Genomic DNA, 16450 nt, shown 5'->3' on the forward strand with positions numbered 1-16450 from the left:
CAAAATCAACAGGCCCGTAGCTTTTGGGGCTGCTGCGCAGCCCATCGCCGGCAAGCCGGGCTCCCACAGGGACCGCGAAAACCTTGAGGTCTGCGCCGTACCTGTGGGAGCCCGGCTTGCCGGCGATGGGCCGCAAAGCGGCCCCAAATCGCTCAACTGACTGGCACCAGGGTAAACCCGCTCCCACAGGGTCCCTGCTAAATCAAGGAGTTATGTGGAGTTCCATAGGAGCGGGATCCTACTCCAGTGGAATGGTCAGGCGATCGATCACGGCACGGGTTTCAGGCCGCACCCCGCGCCACCAGGCGAAAGCCTCCGCCGCCTGCTCGACCAGCATGCCGACACCGTCGGCCAGGCGCGCCACACCCTGCGCCTGGGCCATGTGCAGGAACGGCGTCAGGCCTTTGCCATACGCCAGCTCGTAAGCCAGCCGCGTCTCGCCCAGCACACCTTCAGGTAGCGGCGGCAGCTCGCCGGTGAGGCTCGCGGAAGTGGCATTGACCACGATGTCGAAGGACTGTCCATCCAGCTCCTCATAACGGCTGATGCGCAGCCTTGGGTGGTCCAGTTCGTTGCGCAGGCTGAGCGCCTTGGCCATGTCACGGTTGGCAAGCACCAGCTCGCTTGGCCCCGCCTGCAGAAACGGCAGCAATGCACCACGTACCGCGCCACCGGCGCCGAGCAGCAGTACCCGTCGATTGGCCAGCGGTTCACCGAGGTTTTCCTCGATATCCCGCAGCAAGCCGATGCCGTCGAAGTTCTCGGCAAAGATACGGCCATTCTCGAACTTCAATGCATTGACCGCCCGCGCCAGCTGTGCGCGCTCGCTGCGTTGGTCAGCCAGCTCGAAGGCGCGCAGCTTGAACGGCGCGGTGATGTTCATGCCCAACCCGCCATCGTTGCGAAAGTTCAGCACCTGGGCCTCGAAGCCCTCGAGCTCGCCCTCGATGGCGCCGTACTCCAGGCACTGGCCACTGGCCTGGGCGAACAGGCCATGAATCAACGGGGACTTGGTGTGGTTGATCGGTCGGCCGATCACTGCATAGCGGTCGCTCATCGTGCATCTCCATGGGTGAACAGCACACCGTCTGCCTGCATCGCGGTGATTTCTTCAAGGCTGAAACCCAGGCCGGCGGCCACTTCGGCATTGTGCTGACCGAGGTCCGGGGCCACTTGGTGGATCGTGGTGTCGCACTCGGAAAAGCGGAACGGCAGGTTGGGCAGGCGCAAGGTACCGTAGCGCGGGTGCTGCTGCTCGATGACCATGTTGCGCGCCTGGATCTGCGGGTCAGCCACGACCTCGTCGATGCGCTGCACCTTGGCGCTGGGAATGTCGATGCCATCGAGCAATTGCAGGATGTCGGCTACCCGGCGCGCACCGACCCAGTCACGCACCACGGCCAGGATCGCCTGGCGGTGGGCGTTGCGGCCATTGAGGCAGTGGTAGCGGCTGTCGCTGCCGAACCCGGGCGGGCCACCGTTGGCTTCGAGCATCGCGGCAAAGCGCTTCCAGGCGTCGTCGACCTGGGCGGCGATTACCAGGTCGCCATCAGCCGCACGAAACACGCCGTACAGGGTGGAGGTGGGCATGTCATGGCCGGTCTGCTCGGGCAGGACGGTGCCATCGGACAAGGTGTAGCACTGCACCGCGTATTCATGCATCGACACCAGCGTGTCGTACAGGGCCATGTCGATGTGCTGGCCACGACCACTGCTCACCCGGCCCAACAGCGCCGCATTGATCGCCGCCACGGCATGGATGCCGGTGTACATGTCGCCCAAAGAAATGCGCAGCAACGGCGGCGCTTCGCCCGGCACGCCGACCATCTGCATGATCCCGCTCTTGGCCTCGGCGATCAGCCCGAAGCCGGCGCGGTGGGCATCCGGGCCGGTATGGCCGTAGGCGGAGATGGAGCAGTACACCAGACGCGGGTTGCGCGCTGACACCTCGGCATAGCCCAGGCCCAGCTTGTCCAGGGCGCCGGGGCGATAGTTTTCGATGAACACATCGGCCGAGTCGGTAAGGCGCTGCATGAACGCTTTGCCACGCGGGTCCTTCATGTTCACGCTGACGCCCTGCTTGCCCATGTTCAGCTGCAGGAAGTAACCGCTCTGCTGTTCATCAAGGGTAAACGCGTGCTGGCGGCCGGCATCGCCGCTGCCCGGCCGTTCGACCTTGATCACCTCGGCGCCCAGTGCTGCCAGGCAACGGCCCACATAGGGCCCGGCCAGGAAGTGGCTGTAGTCGATGACGCGAATACCCGTCAATGGCAATGCCTGGCTCATGCCTGCACTCTCCTCGGCACCATCAGCCTGTGCTCGCCACGCTGCACGACTTCGCCATGCTGGTTGATCAGCTCCGACGGCAAGACCACGATGCCCCAGCCCGGTCGGCTGTTGCTCGGGCGCATCGCCCCCACGCGCATGCGCACGTGCAGCACATCGTCGACCTTGATCGGCAGCACGAAGTCCCAGGTCCAGCCCAGCGACATGCCCGGTACAAAGCGGTATTCGCACTGGGTCTTCAGGCCGTCGGCGATCGACAGGCCGAACAGGCCATGGGCAACCAGGCAGCCGAAGTGGCTCGCGTTGGCGTACGCCTCGTCGACATGCACCGGGGTGTGGTCGCCGGTGAGTTCGGCGTAGGCCAGGATGCGTTCGCGGGTAACGGTGTAGGTGGGGCTGATGCATTCATCGCCTTCGCAGGCATCGTCCCAGTATTTTTCCACCACGCTCATGCCACCACCTCTGCACGTGGGTCGATGGCCAGTGCCTGGGCGACGCATTTCGCCGGCAATGCCTGAATGAACTCGACCGCCAGGCCGTCAGGCAGGCGCAGCCAGTTGCGGCCCTGAGGCATTTCGCTGACGCCAAAACGCTGTGCGGCGGCCAACGCGGCTTCGAGGTCCTCGCACATGATGCCCAGGTGTGCCATGCGCCCTTCCGGGCCGGCAAAGTCCGGCTGGTGGATGAACTGCAGGCCACCGAGGGTCCAGTACTGCGCAGGCTGCTCGGCGTCACCTTGCATCTCGCGCATGGTCATGCCGCACACCTCGCTGAAAAAGCGGATGTGCCACTGGATGTCCCGCACCCAGAACGCAACGTGTTCAAGGTAGGCTTTCGGCTGGCTCATGGATTACTTCCCTTCTGCTGATCGGCCATGGCGCGCTCGATACCCTTGATGCAGGCAACCAGGGTCGCGTTGACCGGCGTAGCCACGCCGTGGCGCTGGCCCCAGCGCACGACGGAGCCGTTGATGAAATCGATCTCGGTGACCGAGCCTTTTTCCAGGCTCTGCAGCATCGAGGTACGGAAGCTTGTCGGCAGGCCTTCAGCTGCCAGGCACCACGCAGCGTCCGGGCTGGTGAGGCTCAGGCGGATGCCGGCCCGCTCGGCGACGGCGATGGCTTCGCTGACCGCTGCCTTGGCGGTGCTTTCCAGCAGCGGCTCGCTGTACAGCTGGCCATAACTGAGCATGGTGATGCCGCTGAGCGCGCCTGTCGCGACGTTGACCAGCAGCTTGTCCCACATGGTGCCGAGAATGTTGTCGCTGACCGTGGTGGCGAGCCCGGCGCCATTGAAAGCCTCGGCGATGGCCTGCACACGCGAGGTCCGTTGGCCGTCGAGCTCGCCGATGAAGGTGTGTTTGCCTGCCACGCCGGCACGGATCGAACCCGGCGCCAGCAGCACGCCACCGACGTAGGTCTTGCCGGCCAATACCCGCTCACGCCCCACGGCCTCGGCCAGGATGTCTTCGTGGCCAAGACCGTTCTGCAGCGATAGCACCAGCGTCTGCGGCTCGCAATAATGAGCACGCTCGATGCCTTGCCTGATCCCAAGCTGCTGCAGCTGTTCGATGTGCTTTACCACTGCCGTAGCGTGACCCGTAGCGCTGAACAGCTCGGCCAGAGTCAACCTACCGTGAGTATCTGGTTGGGGCGCTTGCGTGAAGAACTGAACGACCCGCTGTTCGTGCGCACCCCCGGGGGCATGGCCCCTACCCCGCGGGCAGACCAGTTGATCGGGCCATGCCGCGAGGTGCTGGAATCGCTGCGGCGCCTGACTACCTGGGAGCCGCAATTCGTTCCGGCCACGGCCCAGCGTCGCTTTCGCCTGTGCGTCAGTGATGCCAGCCATATCACCCTGCTGCCCAGCATCCTCAACCACCTGCGTACCCATGCGCCGGGTATTCGCCTGGAGGCGGCGCGCATAGATGGCAACACCGAAAGCGCGCTGGAGTCCGGCGAGGCGGACCTGGCCATCGGCTTTGTGCCTTGGCTGGGTGCGGGGATGTATCAGCAAGTGTTGTTCGAACAGGACTGGGTCTGCCTGAGCAACCCACAACACCCTCGTTTGGGCCAAGGCATGAGCGTGGCACGCTACCAGGGCGAGGGGCATGTACAGATCAGTGCCGGGACCGGGCAGAAGTTGCTCGAGGCTGGCCTGGCACGGGCCGGCATCGAACGCAGGATAATGCTGGAGCTGCCGGCGTTTCTGGGATTAGGCATGATTGTCGGGTCGACCGACCTGGTGGCTACGCTGCCACGGCACATCGGGCAGACACTTGCCAACATGCATGGTCTGCAGGTGCACGATTGCCCGTTTGCAGTGGAGGGCTTCACGGTCAAGCAGCATTGGCACGCGCGCTACCAGCAAGACAGCGGGAATCGCTGGATGAGGGAGGTGGTTCGGGGCTTGTTTCAAGCAGGTGCCAGTTAGCACACCAGACGAACGCCTCCCTCGCCGAGCTTCCTTGCCTGGAAGCATCGGGGTGCGAATCAGGCAGCAGGCTTGAGCACCACCTTCGTCCAGCCATCATCCCGCGCATCAAAGTGCTTGTAGGCATCGGGGCCTTCAGCAAGGTTCAAACGATGGGAAATCCACCGGTAGCCTTGGTCGAGGCAACCAGTTTGTTCATGGTGAGGTAGTTCGCTTCATGACCATGCTTGTCGCAGCACTGGTAGCAGACCAGTGGCGCTAATCATCGTCGCGCCTTGGATCTATTGCCGTTGCCTTTGTAGCTCTCGTTTCAACCATATGCTCGCCGGCTCCACGCCTTCTGGACATCGCACCTCATAGGTGCGGCCACTCATACTGCTTTTGGTGGCAGCAAGATCAATGAAGTCTTCCGCGCTTTTCACCATTTTCCTACCTTCGAGATAATCCAGCTTCTGCATCAAATGCGCCCGAGCCCGGGGACCAGAGTATTCGGTACCATTGCGCACGAACCTGCACTCACTATGCTCGACAAAGTCCAGCAAGCCTCTTATCTCTTGAGTGGTTTGAGGTGTAGCAGATACTTCCCTACCCACGATGATCGCGATGAAGCCAATCCCTATCGCCATCATCGATTGGCTGACAAGCCGCCCGGGGGCCCTCATCCACATCTGCATGATCCTGGTCCTGAAAATGAAATGAATGACCGGAGTGGCCTCCGACGATTAATTACAACACAACCACGCTATAACATTTTCTCCAGCCCGATCGCGCTGCTGAGCCAGGAATTGAAGTGTCGCCACCAACTCCCCGGTTCCTTGGTCAATGTATGTTGCTTGCCATCGTCTTCGGTGACCCATACCAGCTGATTCTTTTCCAGCCGGGTGTGATAACTGAGAGCCGGTGCCATCCCCTCCAGAGCCAGTTCGCGCACCCGTCCAGCAAGCTCAGGGTCATCGACCAACACGCCGACTTCGGTATTCCACAACAAGGAGCGCGAGTCGAAATTGAACGAGCCGATAAACGCTTTCTGCTGGTCGAATATCATCGCCTTGCTATGCAGGCTGGACTCGGAGCTATTGGAGGATCCTCTATGAAACAGGCCCAGCCCACTGTCGCTGTCGCCATTGTCACCGGATTGGCTGCGTAATTCGAACAACTGCACACCATGCTCAAGCAAGGTTTTGCGATAAGGCGCGTAAGCGCCGTGCGCGGCGGGTACATCGGTGGCTTCCAGTGAGTTGGTCAGCAAGCTGATCGACACGCCAGCGTCGGCACGACGGGTCAGGTACACCACCCCTGGTTGGCCGGGTACCATGTACGCCGAGACAAGGATCAGCTCCTTGGATACCCCATTGAGCTCGGGTGCCAATTGGGTGGCCAACAACAAGTACGGGGCTGGCTCGCCACTCGACAAGACCTTGCTCGGTGCATCCCACATCGCTTTGTTCCAGGCCCAGATCAACTCCCTGCGCCAGTCATTCAGGCGTGGCTGGGTGGTGTAGCTCATCAGTTGTTGATAGAGCGCATGATTCTGTTTGCGTACTTTCTCCAGGGACTCGTCCAGCCGAGTCCGGAGGTTTTTCAGGTCCCCGGTCGTCGACCTGGTCGAGATGAACTGCTCGATGGGCTTGCTCAGGGCACTGTTCCAGTACTGGTCGAAACTATGTCCCAATTGTTCTGCAACCGGCCCGACGCCGAGCATGTCGATGTCGGTGAAATTCCTGTTGGGCTCGGCATCGAAATACTCGTCCCCCAGATTGCGCCCGCCGACGATGGCCGCACTGTTGTCCACCACCCACAATTTGTTGTGCATGCGCCGGTGCTGCCGGGCCAGGTTGAACAGCCGGCCCATGGTACGCGTCACGACGGTACTGCGGCCCAGGTGCAGTGGATTGAACACGCGGATCTGTATATGCGGATGCGCCGCCAGTGTCGCGATAATTCGCTCCAGGTCATCGCTGGTGGTGTCATCGAGCAAGATCCTGACGCGCACGCCACGGTCGGCGGCGATGAGCAGCTCGCGCACCAGTATCCGAGTACTGATGCCGTCGTGAACGATGTAGTACTGCAAGTCGATGCTGCTTTGAGCATTGCGAATCAGCTCGGCGCGTGCGGCGAAAGCCTCGGCACTATCGGAGAACAAGCGAAAGCCCGACTGGCCCCGATGGGGGGCTGCCTGGGCCTGGATAGAACGACCGAACGCCGAATCGTTCGCAGGCAAGGCCTGACTGGGTTCGTGAGAGACAGTGGGCGTTGTACAACCACCAGACAGCAGGGCGAGTAACAGCAGAGCAGTAAGGGGCTGTTTGATTGTCACGGAGGCTACCCCGGGTGATGGCGATGAGGGTGCCGGGTCCCGAAGAATGGCCAGTCCCTTACCACCAGCATCCGGCCGTATCGACCTTGTGCAATGTTTCTTCGATCTGCGGTGTTATTACAGAAGCGTAGTTCATCTCCTGCTGACCGCGGTGCCTTCACCGAAGGCGCCTGCCGCCAATCAGTCGCGATCTAGCATCTAAGGACCTTGCATAACCTGATCAGGCTGCGACGACTAGGTCAACTGCAAGCGCACTTATGCTCTTGGCGTCCGTTGCAAATCGGCTGCTCCTGTTGATAGCGAGTATTAACCTATGTCGGTCAGCCGAGCTGGATCCGAATGCTGGCCTGTGTGTACCAAGGCGCAGCGGAGTCGACGTGCACATGTCTCTGCTGCTTCGGCTCGAAGGGGGTATCAAGCGTTCCTAGCGCTATGGATATCCAGCCGGCATATTCACCTTGAGAACGTGACCAGAATAAAGTCGAACCGCACGCCAGACAAAATTCGCGCATTACTGTCGGTGAAGACGCATACGTCCTGATGCTATCGGCGCCACGTAGTACTCGCAGGTCGCTACGCGGGACGCTACCGTAGGATGCGAATGCAGCCCCGTGACCTTTGCGGCACTGGCTGCAATGGCAGTGAGTAACTGCCTTTGGCGCAGTGACTAGTTCGAAACTTACTGCTGAGCACAAGCAGCTACCTTCGTAAGTCTTTTTCATTGATGCTTCCGTGCAAATGACGCGAGCGTAACTGTCTTGGCTGAATTGGTCGACAGGTTGTAATTCGCTCTCGGTAAATGGCTGCTATGGGTCGAAAGCGGTCACCCACGACCAGCTGCTCTCGACCCAAAACGGACGCTAAAAGATAACTGGTTTCGTAAGCGCGACGCGTACTCTGTGGGAGCGGGTTTACCCGCGAAGCAGGCGCCGCGGTGGATGGCACCGGCCGTGCCGGTGTTCGCGGGTGAACCCGCTCCCACAATGATTGCTGTGGGGCAAAATGACCGCTACGGGTCGAAAGCGCCCTCGTATCTGCTCCGGTCTGGCGTAACAACCAAACCGCTCGGGAATTTAGATATGAAATAGATGAGCAGTTGATTTCGATAACCTTGTGCCCAACCGGTTGCGCCTGGCACTGGCGCTCCGCTGGCGGCCGGGTTCTACTCAAGCTCCAGGCTGTAACCCACCCCGTATACCGACCTGAGCGGGTCATGTCCTGGAGTTACCCCTGACAGTTTGCGCCGTAAATTCTTCACGTGACTGTCTACGGTTCGGTCTGCGACGACGCGATGGTCTCGGTAGATGTGATTCATCAGTTGGTCGCGTGACAGCACTTGTCCCGGGCGAGCCGCCAGTGCCGCAAGCATGCGAAACTCTACCGGCGTCAGGTCCAGCGCCACCCCCATGTAGCGCGCCTGGAATGATCGAGAGTCGAGCTCCACGCCCAGGCTCGGTGCCTGCTGCCCGCTACGGCGCAACACGGCCTTGACCCGTGCGACTAACTCGCGTGGTGAGAACGGCTTGCAGATGTAGTCGTCGGCGCCCAGCTCCAAGCCCAGCAGGCGGTCGATCTCGTCGACCCTGGCGGTCATCATGATCAATGGCATCTGGCTGAAGCTGCGCAGCTCGCGGCAGATATCCAGGCCATCGCGACCGGGCAGCATCAGGTCGAGCAGAATCAGGTCGTACTGGCCCTGGCGAATCGCCGGGATCACCGCCAGGCCGTCCTCCTGGTGGTCGACGCGGTAGCCACCGGCGCGCAGGTAATCGCCCACCAGCGCGGCGAGCTTGGGTTCATCTTCCACCAACAGAATCTGGCTCATGCCTGATCTCCGGCAACCGGAAGCGTGAGTGACAACAGCAAGCCGCCCAAGGCCGAGCCCTTGGCCGTCAGCTTGCCACCGTGTACTTCGGCGATGCCACGGCAGATTGCCAGGCCCAGGCCGGTGCCCCCACTGGCACGGTTACGCGAACGCTCGGCGCGGTAGAAACGCTCGAACAGGCGCGCCAGGGATGCACTGTCCACGCTGGGGGCGGTGTCCTCGCATTGCACCAGCACTTGGTCGCCGTCCTGGAATGCGCGCAGCACCGTGTGACCGCCCGCATCGGTATAACGGCGACTGTTTTCCAGCAGGTTGTGCAACAACTGGCCCAGGCGTGACTCATCGCCCAGCACCCACAGCGGTTCTTCCGGCAACTCCAGGCGCAACGCCAGGCCACGCTCGGCAAAACCGGCCTGGAAGGCATCGGCCACCACCGGCAGCAGCACCCGCAGGTCGATACGTTCGCGACGATAGGTCGGTCCACCTACTTCGGTCAACGACAGGTCGAACAGGTCGTCGACCAGCTTGCTCAGCGACCCGACTTCGCCTTGCAGCGAGCGCAGACCGTTGCTATCGACCGGGCGAATGCCATCTTCCATGGCTTCGAGTTCGGCCCGCATCACCGCCAGCGGCGTGCGCAGCTCGTGGGAAATATCAGCCATGAAGTCGCGGCGCAGGCGCTCGTTGCTCGCCAGCGTGGCGGCCATGCGGTTGAAATCGCCGGCCAGTTGCCCAGCTTCGTCTGCCGAACGCACCGGCAGCTGGATTTCATAATCACCTGCAGCCAGGCGATGGGTGGCACTGGCCACTTCACGGATCGGGCGCAGCAAGGCACGGCTAAGCCACCAGGCGATCACACCCGTGGCCAACAGGCAGGCCAGACCTATCAGCAGGCTGGAGCGCAGCTGGTTCAGCTGGAAGCGGCGGTCACCCACGCTGGTCACCGACTGCAGCGGCGCAAGGGCCATCCAGCCGACCAGCTGTTCTTGATGCCTGATCGGGCGCAGCAGCATTTCACTGCCAGGCCCCTGGTAGCCGATGATCGGCCGGCGCTGGGCATCGAGCAGGGCGAAGCGCACGAACGCGCCAGTCAGGTCGGAGACCGTCAGCAAGCTGGGGTCGAAAGTCTTGTCCGGCTGGATATCGTCCGGGCGCAGCAGTTCGAACCACTGGTCCTTGTCGCGACGGATGAAGTCCCAGCTGCCATTACGCGCATAGGCCTGCTCGACCCGCGGCACGATGCGATCCATGCGCTCCTCGGCTTGCTGATTGAGGTAGCCGAGAAAGCCATACTTCAAACTTAAGTAGGCGGCGAACACCATGCCCAACACGGCGAAAGTGCAGACCAAGAGCATCGCGAAGAAAAACTTGTGCGAAAGGCTGACTCTCATAGCTCCGCCGGTGAATTGGAATTGCCACCATTGAAGCGTGCCAACTCCAGCGCCGCAAGGCGCGCAGGCCAATCTCCATCCTTTCTGCACATTTGCTGCACAATTTCCACGCACGCTTGGGCCATCTGAATCAATTGGGTCGGAGCCTGCGATGCATACGTTATTCCTCTCCCTGTTCTATACACGATCACCTTGGTCCCGGGCGCTACTGCTTGGCGCCGGCCTACTTGTCCTGGGAGGGTGCGGTGAAACCGAAACCGCTGCAGCCCCCGCTCCTGTACAGGAAGTGGCGGTGCATGAAGTGACAACCTCCGCCCAGGCCCTGACCACCACCCTGCCCGGTCGCGCCAGCGCCCACCTGATTGCCGAGATCCGTCCGCAAGTTGGCGGCATCATTCAGAAACGTCTGTTCAATGAGGGTGACACGGTCAAGGCCGGCCAGGCGCTGTACCAGATTGACCCGCAGTCCTACCAGGCCACCTTGGCCCAGGCCAAGGCCACCGTCAGCTCGGCCAGAGCCACGCTGCGGGCTGCCGAACTCAAAGCCAAGCGTGATGCTCAACTGGTGAAGCTCGACGCAATCAGTGCCGAAGACAACGAAAGCGCCCAGTCGGCCTTGCTCGAGGCCCGTGCCAGCCTGCAGTCTGCCTTGGCGGAGCAGCGTACCGCACAGATCAACCTCGACTACACCCGCATCAACGCACCGATCGATGGCCGCACAGCCACTTCCACGGTCACCCCTGGCGCACTGGTCACTGCCGAGCAGACCACGGCCCTCACCACGGTACAGCAACTCGATCCGATCTACGTCGACTTCACCCAGCCAAGCAGCACCCTGCTACGCCTCAAGCGCGAACTGGCCGAAGGCAAGCTGGCACGCAGCGGGCAGGCGGATGCCGCTCGTGTGACCCTGGAACTTGAAGATGGGAGCGCCTACGCCCATGCCGGCACCCTCACCTTCAACGGCGTCAGCGTTGACCAAAGCACCGGCAGTGTGACGTTCCGCGCAGTGGTGCCCAATCCCGACGGCCTGCTGATGCCGGGCATGTACATCAAGGCAACGTTGCAGGAAGGCGTACAGAACGACGCTATTTTGGTACCGCAGCAGGCCGTCAGCCGTGACGAGCGCGGTAGCGCCACCGCCCTGGTAGTGGTCGATGGCAAGGTAGAACAGCGTGAGCTGACGTTGGCCCGTGCTGTAGACAACCGTTGGTGGGTCAGTCACGGCCTGGCAGCTGGCGACAAGGTCATCATGGAGGGTTTGCAAAAGGTGCGTGTTGGCCAACAGGTGCAGGTGCAGAACACCCCCCTGACCGCTCACAACGATAGCAACTGAGGCCCATCCCATGGCACGTTTTTTCATCGACCGGCCAATCTTCGCCTGGGTCATCGCCATCCTGATCATGCTTGGCGGTGGCCTGGCCATCTTCGAACTGCCGCTGGCGCAGTATCCCAACATCGCCCCGCCGCAGATCAGCCTCAACGCCACCTACACCGGCGCGTCGGCCAAGACAATGGAAGATTCGGTGACCCAGGTCATCGAACAGCAGATGACCGGCCTCGACGGCCTCACCTACATGTCCTCCACCAGCAGCTCGTCCGGCAGCGCCAAAATCACCCTGACATTCGAGGCCGGCACGGATGTAAATACCGCGCAAATGCAGGTGCAGACCAAGCTGGAGCAGGCCAAGGCGCGCCTGCCCGATACCGTGCAGCAGCAGGGTATCCAGATCAACAATTCGGCCAGCGACTTCCTCATCATCGTATCCCTGGTATCGGACAGCCCTGATGTGACCGCCACCGACATCAGTGACTTCATCTCCAGCACCTTGTATGACCAGATCAGCCGGGTCAGCGGCGTCGGCGATGTGACCACCCTCGGTTCGAGCTACGCCATGCGCATCTGGCTCGACCCGGACAAGCTCAAGCAATTCGCGCTGATGCCCTCAGACATCAGCGGCGCGCTGGAAGCGCAGAACGTCGACACCTCGGCCGGCCAGTTGGGCGCTCTGCCTGCTCGCGCCGGCCAGCAGCTCAACGCCACCATCAACGCCCGCAGCAAGCTACAGACCGCCGCGCAGTTCCGCGACCTGGTTCTCAAGTCCAACAGTGCCGGCGCTATGGTGACTCTGGCCGACGTGGCCCGGGTAGAGCTGGGCAGCGAAAGCTACGACGTGGTCGCCGAGCACAATGGCCGGCCTTCCGGCGGCCTTGCGGTGAGCCTGGCCACCGGTGCCAACGCACTGGACGTTTCTGAAGCGGTGCAAGCCAAGTTGGCCGAACTGGAACAGTTCTTCCCCAGCAAGCTGCAACTGCGTAGCGAGGTGGCCTACAACACCGCGCCGTTCGTGAAGATTTCCATCGAGGAGGTGGTCAAGACCCTGTTCGAAGCCATCGCCCTGGTGGTGCTGATCATGTACCTGTTCATGCAGAACCTGCGCGCCACGCTGATCCCCGCCATTGCCGTACCAGTGGTGTTGCTCGGCACCTTCGGCGTATTGGCGATGCTCGGCTACTCGATCAACACGTTGACCATGTTCGGCATGGTGCTGGCGATCGGCTTGTTGGTTGACGATGCCATCGTGGTGGTGGAGAACGTCGAGCGCATCATGGCCGAAAAAGGCCTGTCGCCGCGTGAGGCGACCCGCCAGTCGATGGACGAGATCAGCGGCGCGCTGATCGGTATTGCCGTGGTGCTCTCGGCAGTATTCATCCCGATGGCCTTCTTCGGCGGCTCAACCGGGATCATCTACCGTCAGTTTTCGGTAACCCTGGTAGCAGCCATGGCCTTGTCTGTCCTGGTAGCGATGACCCTGACTCCGGCCCTCTGTGCCACCCTGCTCAAGCCGGTGACGGCCCACGGTACAACGCAGCGTGGCTTCTTCGGCTGGTTCAACCGTACCTTCGACCGTACCTCACAGCGCTACCAGCGCGGTGTCGGCAATGTACTTGCGCGTCCGCTGCGCGGCCTGCTGGTCTACGTACTGCTGCTGGGTGGCGTGGCGCTGATGTTCGAGAAACTGCCCACGGCTTTTCTGCCTGAGGAAGACCAGGGCATGCTGATGATGCAGATGACCCTGCCGGTGGGCGGCACCGACGAGCGCTTGCAAGCGGTCAACCGCCAGGTTCAGGAATACATGCTGCAACAACCGGAGGTGGCGTCGATCCTCACTGTGCGCGGCCTGGGTACCGGCGGTAACGCACAGAATTCGGGGCGAGCCTTCATCAAACTCAAGGACTGGAGCGAACGCCAGGGCGACGAACACAGCGCCACAGCGGTGGCACGAAGGGCCAACATGGCGCTGGCAAAGATCCTCGATGCCAATGTGTTCGTCATAGCCCCACCGGCTATCCAAGGCCTGGGACAGAGCTCAGGCTTCGATGTGCAGTTGCAGGACCTGGCAGGCCTCGGTCACGCCGAGCTGCTCAAGGCCCGCGATCAGTTCCTTACCTTGGCGGCCAAAGACGCGCGCCTGGCCAACGTTCGTGCTCAGGGGCTGGAAGACACGCCCCAGCTGAACGTCGCCATCGACGACCGCAAGGCCGGTGCCATGGGTGTTTCCGCCAGCGATATCAATGACACCCTCAGCACCGTGATGGGCGGCAGTTACGTTAACGACTTCGTCGACGCCGGCCGGGTGAAGAAAGTCTACCTGCAGGGCGAGGCCGACAAGCGCATGCTGGCCGAGGATATCGGCGCCTGGTATGTGCGAAACGACAGTGATGCCATGGTGCCGTTGTCGGCATTCACCAACACCTCATGGAGCACCGCTTCGCCGTTACTGGAGCGCTTCAATGGCTTCGGCTCGTACGAACTGGTAGGTGAGCCGGCCAGTGGCGTGAGCTCCGGCGAGGCCATGACGGCAGTCGAGCAGATCATGGCGCAATTGCCTGACGGCATCGGCTACGCCTGGGCCGGGCAGTCATACCAGGAACGTATGGCGGGTACCCAAGCCCCCCTGCTGTATGCCATCTCGATCATGTTCGTGTTCCTGTGCCTGGCGGCGCTGTACGAAAGCTGGTCGGTGCCCTTTGCGGTGATGCTGGTGGTGCCGGTGGGGATCCTTGGCGCGCTGCTGCTGACGGGCCTGCGCGGCCTGGCCAACGATGTCTACTTCCAGGTCGGGTTGCTGACCACGGTGGGTTTGACGGCGAAAAACGCCATTCTGATCGTCGAGTTCGCCAAAGAAGGATACGAGCGCGGCCAGGACCTCATCACTGCCATCCTGGAGGCCGTGCGCATTCGCCTGCGGCCAGTACTGATGACCTCGCTGGCATTCATCCTTGGCGTACTGCCGCTGGCACTGAGCAGCGGCGCCGGGGCCGGTGGACGAAAAGCAATTGGCACCGGCGTGCTGGGTGGCATGCTCGCCGCCACCCTGCTTGGCCTGTTCTTCATCCCGTTGTTTTATGCCCTTGTGCAGCGCTTGGCCGGCCGAGGCGCCAGCACTGTCGATACTGTTGCAGGAGAAGCGTGATGCGTCTGTCCCCCTTGTTGCTGGCGCTGGTGCTTACTGGCTGCGTAAACCTCGCACCCGACTACCAGCGCCCGGCAGCACCGGTAGCCGAGCAGTGGCCAACCGCCACCAGCGCAAGCACCACGAGCGCCGATATCAACTGGAAATCGCTGTTCACCGATGCCCGCCTACGCGATACCGTGGCGCTGGCGTTGACCAACAACCGCGACCTGCGCGTGGCCGCATTGAATGTCGAATACCAGCGGGCGCAGTACCGCATCCAGCGCGCCGAGCTGTTTCCGGCAGTTTCGGCAACTGCCGAAGGTACCCGACAGCGCAGCGTGACCAACGGCAGCTCGGCGGTCAGCAGCCAGTACAGCGTGGGCCTGGGCGTCAGCAGCTATGAGCTGGACCTGTTTGGCCGCCTGGGTAACCTCAAGGATGCTGCGCTGGAGCAGTACCTTTCGCTGGAGCAAACTCGCCGCAGCACGCAGCTCAGTCTGGTAGCCGAGGTCGCGACGGCCTGGATGACCCTGGCCGCCGACCAGCAACTGCTCAAGCTGGCAAATGACACCTATGCCAGCCAGCAGAAAACCTACACTCTGGTGCAGCAGAGCCATGGACTGGGCGGCGAGTCCGGGGTGAGCCTGGCGCAAGCGCGCAGTACAGTCGAGTCCGCCCGGGCCGATGCGGCCAATTATGCCAGCCAGGTCGAGCAGGACCGTAACGCCCTCGAACTGCTGGTCGGCGAACGCCTGAGCGACACGCTGCTGCCAGGCGACCAGCCATTCGATACCACACTGCTGGTGGGCGTGCCGCAGGGCCTGCCCTCGAGCCTGCTGCAGCGTCGCCCGGACGTTTTGGCCGCTGAGCATTCACTGAAGGCGGCCAATGCTGATATCGGTGCGGCTCGGGCTGCGTTTTTCCCGAGCATTACCCTTACCGCCAGCGGCGGCACCGCCAGCAGCGAGCTGTCCGGGTTGTTCAAAGACGGCAGTGGCGCATGGAGCTTCGCCCCCTCGATCAACCTGCCGATCTTCAACGCAGGCAGCAATCGGGCCAGCCTGGATGCAGCCAAGGTCAACAGCGAAATCGAAGTGGCGACCTACGAGAAGACGATCCAGACCGCGTTCAGCGAAGTGGCTGATGCGCTGTCAGTGCGTGGTCATATCAATGAGCGCCTTGATGCCCAGCGCAGCCTGACCGACGCTACCGACACCGCTTATCAGCTCTCGTTGGCCCTATACAAGGAAGGCTCGGAAAGCTTTATGGACGTGCTCGACGCCCAGCGCTCTTTGTATTCGGCGCAGCAGTCGCTGATCAACCTGAAACTGACAGAACAGACCAACCGGGTGACCTTGTACAAAACACTTGGTGGCGAATGGGGAAAACGGTGAAAAATCCAGTTGATACAAGCCCGATAATGCCCCCATCTGCTCTCGACATCGTTCAGAAAGAGCAATGTGTAGGCAGCCAATTTTCAGCCCCGCCCATCCAGCTATCGACTCGAAGCGGACATCTGTAATCGGGGCCGCTTCGCGGCCCATCGCCGGCAAGCGCGGCTCCCACAAGTACAGCGCATGCCTGAAGGCTGGTGATATTCCTGCGGGAGCCGGCTTGCCGGCGATGAGGCCTGCACTGACTACAGAGCTTTAGATCAGTGTCCGCTTTGGGTCGAAAACGGTCATCTACGACCGGCAGCAAACGACCCGTTGCTGCCGGTGAGCCGAACAGCAATCTC

Annotated in this window: 13 protein-coding genes and 2 pseudogenes; 4 read left to right on the forward strand and 11 right to left on the reverse strand. The window is 61.9% G+C overall.

The features are described from left to right. Positions 1–238: 238 nt before the first annotated feature. From aroE to ACGLHT_RS08400, 5 genes and pseudogenes are all read right to left on the reverse strand, one after another. On the reverse strand, positions 239–1057 hold the full coding sequence (aroE, locus tag ACGLHT_RS08380) for a shikimate dehydrogenase (protein WP_274119946.1): 819 nt from the start codon (positions 1055–1057) through the stop codon (positions 239–241). Next, the gene (locus tag ACGLHT_RS08385) at positions 1054–2286 is read right to left on the reverse strand and encodes a CaiB/BaiF CoA-transferase family protein (RefSeq protein ID WP_274119948.1); all 1233 of its coding nucleotides are present in this window, start codon (positions 2284–2286) and stop codon (positions 1054–1056) included. The genes aroE and ACGLHT_RS08385 overlap by 4 nt, the downstream gene beginning before the upstream one ends. Next, on the reverse strand, positions 2283–2738 hold the full coding sequence (locus ACGLHT_RS08390; protein ID WP_075045462.1) for a MaoC family dehydratase: 456 nt from the start codon (positions 2736–2738) through the stop codon (positions 2283–2285). The genes ACGLHT_RS08385 and ACGLHT_RS08390 overlap by 4 nt, the downstream gene beginning before the upstream one ends. Beyond that, positions 2735–3133: a VOC family protein gene (locus tag ACGLHT_RS08395; protein ID WP_025339475.1), complete on the reverse strand. Its 399-nt coding sequence runs from the start codon at positions 3131–3133 to the stop codon at positions 2735–2737. The genes ACGLHT_RS08390 and ACGLHT_RS08395 overlap by 4 nt, the downstream gene beginning before the upstream one ends. Then, positions 3130–3798, reverse strand: a pseudogene (locus tag ACGLHT_RS08400) (ketopantoate reductase family protein); the annotation flags it as partial. The pseudogene ACGLHT_RS08400 and the gene ACGLHT_RS08395, both read right to left, overlap by 4 nt. A 9-nt stretch (positions 3799–3807) precedes the next feature. Between ACGLHT_RS08400 and ACGLHT_RS08405 the strand changes: the two are divergent. Beyond that, on the forward strand, positions 3808–4719 hold the full coding sequence (locus ACGLHT_RS08405) for a LysR family transcriptional regulator (RefSeq protein WP_274078437.1): 912 nt from the start codon (positions 3808–3810) through the stop codon (positions 4717–4719). 59 nt (positions 4720–4778) lie between these two features. Here ACGLHT_RS08405 and ACGLHT_RS08410 read toward each other — a convergent pair. The 6 genes and pseudogenes from ACGLHT_RS08410 to ACGLHT_RS08435 form a co-directional block, all read right to left on the reverse strand. Then, positions 4779–4969, reverse strand: a pseudogene (locus ACGLHT_RS08410) (aldehyde dehydrogenase); the annotation flags it as partial. Positions 4970–5000: 31 nt separating this feature from the next. After that, a complete protein-coding gene (locus ACGLHT_RS08415) occupies positions 5001–5393 on the reverse strand; it encodes a DUF5329 domain-containing protein (protein ID WP_274078438.1) in 393 nt (130 codons plus the stop codon). A gap of 68 nt (positions 5394–5461) precedes the next feature. Continuing rightward, entirely contained in the window at positions 5462–7036 is a 1575-nt protein-coding gene (locus ACGLHT_RS08420) for a phospholipase D family protein (protein WP_137164210.1), read from the reverse strand. Positions 7037–7356: 320 nt separating this feature from the next. Beyond that, the gene (locus tag ACGLHT_RS08425; protein WP_137164211.1) at positions 7357–7758 is read right to left on the reverse strand and encodes a GFA family protein; all 402 of its coding nucleotides are present in this window, start codon (positions 7756–7758) and stop codon (positions 7357–7359) included. 440 nt (positions 7759–8198) lie between these two features. After that, entirely contained in the window at positions 8199–8861 is a 663-nt protein-coding gene (locus tag ACGLHT_RS08430; protein ID WP_137164213.1) for a response regulator, read from the reverse strand. Then, a complete protein-coding gene (locus ACGLHT_RS08435; RefSeq protein ID WP_137164214.1) occupies positions 8858–10252 on the reverse strand; it encodes an ATP-binding protein in 1395 nt (464 codons plus the stop codon). The genes ACGLHT_RS08430 and ACGLHT_RS08435 overlap by 4 nt, the downstream gene beginning before the upstream one ends. A 151-nt stretch (positions 10253–10403) precedes the next feature. On the opposite strand from ACGLHT_RS08435, the gene ACGLHT_RS08440 reads away from it, so the two are divergent. The 3 genes from ACGLHT_RS08440 to ACGLHT_RS08450 are packed head-to-tail and all read left to right on the forward strand — an operon-like array spanning position 10404 to position 16106. Then, positions 10404–11588: an efflux RND transporter periplasmic adaptor subunit gene (locus ACGLHT_RS08440; RefSeq protein WP_274119949.1), complete on the forward strand. Its 1185-nt coding sequence runs from the start codon at positions 10404–10406 to the stop codon at positions 11586–11588. A gap of 10 nt (positions 11589–11598) precedes the next feature. After that, positions 11599–14730, forward strand: a complete 3132-nt coding sequence (locus tag ACGLHT_RS08445) for an efflux RND transporter permease subunit (protein WP_274119950.1) — start codon at positions 11599–11601, stop codon at positions 14728–14730. Next, positions 14730–16106 carry an efflux transporter outer membrane subunit gene (locus ACGLHT_RS08450; protein ID WP_274119951.1) on the forward strand — a complete coding sequence of 459 codons (1377 nt, stop codon included), beginning with the start codon at positions 14730–14732 and terminating at the stop codon, positions 16104–16106. The genes ACGLHT_RS08445 and ACGLHT_RS08450 overlap by 1 nt, the downstream gene beginning before the upstream one ends. Positions 16107–16450: the final 344 nt, after the last annotated feature.

It is taken from the genome of Pseudomonas sp. PsB (assembly GCF_043658375.1).
GTDB lineage: Bacteria > Pseudomonadota > Gammaproteobacteria > Pseudomonadales > Pseudomonadaceae > Aquipseudomonas > Aquipseudomonas putida_Z.